Origin of the sequence: uncultured Slackia sp., from assembly GCF_944321625.1 — a bacterium.
In the GTDB taxonomy this organism is placed as follows: domain Bacteria; phylum Actinomycetota; class Coriobacteriia; order Coriobacteriales; family Eggerthellaceae; genus Slackia.
Map to the genome: position 1 here is coordinate 1 of NZ_CALUMA010000009.1, position 2,513 is coordinate 2,513.

Below are 2,513 nucleotides of genomic sequence, written 5' to 3' on the forward strand. Positions count from 1 at the left end.
CGCTACCAACAAAATGCGCCAACATGTCATCGTCTCGTTTGTCGTCCGGCTCTATGCCCTCGCCTTTGATAGGAATCCACACCCTGTGCAAGCTGCGATACGAGCGTTCCTGATTTGCCATCATGGCAATGCGGCTAACCGGGCTACCCGCCACCTGCCAGCCTTTCTCTGCTATATAGTCGAGTGCAAAATCGAACGACTGATAACTCAGCTCCACGTCAGACCCTGAAACAAAGGACGTGCTCAAGCAAAGCAAGCTGGGTATTGCCACTACTTCCTCTTCGTTTTTGTACCCTATGTCACGCAAATTTGCATCGTCGACAAACAGGCCGTACGCCACGTCATCGGCCCCAGGCCCCTGGAAAACACCACCCGGTAGAACAAACGCTGCATGCTCTGTAATCCATGTGCGGTACAAATCAAGATGCTCAGAAAGCAGGTTATACCCGCGCTGCGTCTGCAAGAAATGCATGGGCGGCCGGTACGTCACAACAAACCTTCGATAACCGACACGCGCTTCCTCCACCACGGACTGCTCGTCGCGCAGTCGATTCATGTAGACAATTTGCTCGCAAATCGTGTCATGCAGAGCCTGCGCCTTCTCGCCCAAATAGGAAACGGTAAGACCCGGATTGAACTCGCGCATGACGTCCCGAATCTCTTCCATGGAGAAACCTTGCTGGCGATAGGTACGAATTCGCATGAGCATGTTGATATCCCATGCGCTGTAGTATCGATATCCGGACAGCGGATTGCGCTCGGGGTTAATGATGCCCTCTTCTTCGTAATAGCGCACCGCTTGCGGCGTAATGCCAAGCAAGCTTGCTACTTCGCCAATACGATATCGACTAGAATTCCTCACGGCGAAACGCGACCATTCGGCGTTCGCCTCCGCCGTATGCTCGACCTTGCGGACTGGCGACATCATGGCAAGTCCTCGTTTCTATCCCAAAAAGCCCGGGCGCTGAAATCACCGCCCCCCCCCCCGATTCCTTGTTAAAGGCAAGGGGATGCCGCTTCGTCGGATAGGCGAGCAACATCTTTGCTATCACAGATCGCCCCTTTCGCATATCCGCGATATTCCGACTTCAAGCGGCTTGGCAACTTCCGCGGAGCATTATGGACCCTCTAGTAATTTGAGAGTCAACACGCTTGAAGCCCTTAATTGAAAGATTGTTGCTATGGAATCACTCGCGGAAAGCATCGACAATATATTGCCAATCGACGCCTTCCGAAAAACAAAATCCCGCTGCCTGCTACCATTTTCGTGGAGAAGGCAGCGGGAAAACCGTCATGCTATCGATTGAGACGCTCTGCCGGGCGCCAGTCCGCTCGCGAGCAGCTGGAAGCCTTACCGCTCGTAGATCTGGTCGATGCCGATGAGGTCCTTCATCTTGTCGAGAATCTGGTGCGGGTTGCCCGGCTTGTGCTTCATGGGCTTCATCTCGTAGCGCTCGACCGCGCCGGAGAGCAGGTCGACCGCGAACACCTCGTCGGAGAGCGTGAGCGCGTGCTCCGGGCAGATGTCGGTGCAGCAGCGGCATTTCACGCAGTCGCCCGGGAAGTGTTCCACGCCGAACGTGCCGTCCTCTTCCTCGAACTTCGAGATGGCGCCCGTCGGGCAGAACGTGGCGCACATCTGGCAGGAGCTGCACAGCTCCGGATCGATGATGACATGGCCCCACAGACGCGTCTCGATCATGATGTCCTGCGGCTCGCCGAGCGTAGCCAGGTTGTCGAGCAGGCGCTCGCGACGGTCGGGGATGAAGTGCGGCAGCGTGCCGTCGTCCATGACCTTCAGGTAGCGCGACTCGGGCTTCTCTTCGATGCCGAGCGTCTCCTTCACGGCGTAGTCGGCCGTGGTGGCGGCAGCGTTCTTCGCCTCGCCTTTCATGCCAGTGAAGAACTCGCGGCGGTTGTGGTCGTAGGCCGCCTTGCCCTCCTGGCGCACGCTCTTCGGGAACTTCTCGGAGATGACGGTCTCGCAGGAGTTGTTCCAGGTCTGGAGCAGGGTGTTCGCCGTCTCGGCCACCTGCTCGGCCATGTGCAGGCCGGTGACATGGGGGCACTCGGCGCACTTGCCCGTGACGAGCACGACCTTGCTCGCGCCCGCCACCGCCATGGCCGTGATGAGCGTCTCCTCCACGCGGCCCAGGCACGTCACCGGGACCACCTTCTCGGGATCGTACAGGCCGTCCGCCGCGTCGCAGATCTCCTGGCAGGCAACGACGAGCACGCCGTCGTTGGCCTTGGCGGCCGCCAGGCAGCGCGCCTGCAGCTCGGCGTCGTTGGGATTGTGCGCCTCGAGCGCGCACGTCGGGCACACCGTAGCGCAGGTGCCGCAGCCGATGCACTTCTCCGGCGAGATGATGAGCTCGTTGTCGTTATACGAGATGCAGCCCGAGGTGCACACCTCGGCGCACTTCATGCAGCGCGCGTTGCGGTTGCGCACGACGGCGCAGCGCGTCTGGTGGACGGTGATGTCCTGGCTCTCGAGTTTTTCCAGCAGGCCG

General features: G+C 59.3%; 2 protein-coding genes. Both read right to left on the reverse strand.

Annotation, left to right across the window (positions count from 1 at the left end):
- Positions 1 to 928, reverse strand: a 928-nt coding sequence (locus tag Q0J60_RS00895) for a MerR family transcriptional regulator (RefSeq protein WP_294438316.1), incomplete at its 3' end; no start/stop codon positions are given.
- Positions 929 to 1,351: 423 nt separating this feature from the next.
- A partial coding sequence (locus Q0J60_RS00900; RefSeq protein WP_294438317.1) for a 4Fe-4S binding protein occupies positions 1,352 to 2,513 on the reverse strand: 1,162 nt, incomplete at its 5' end.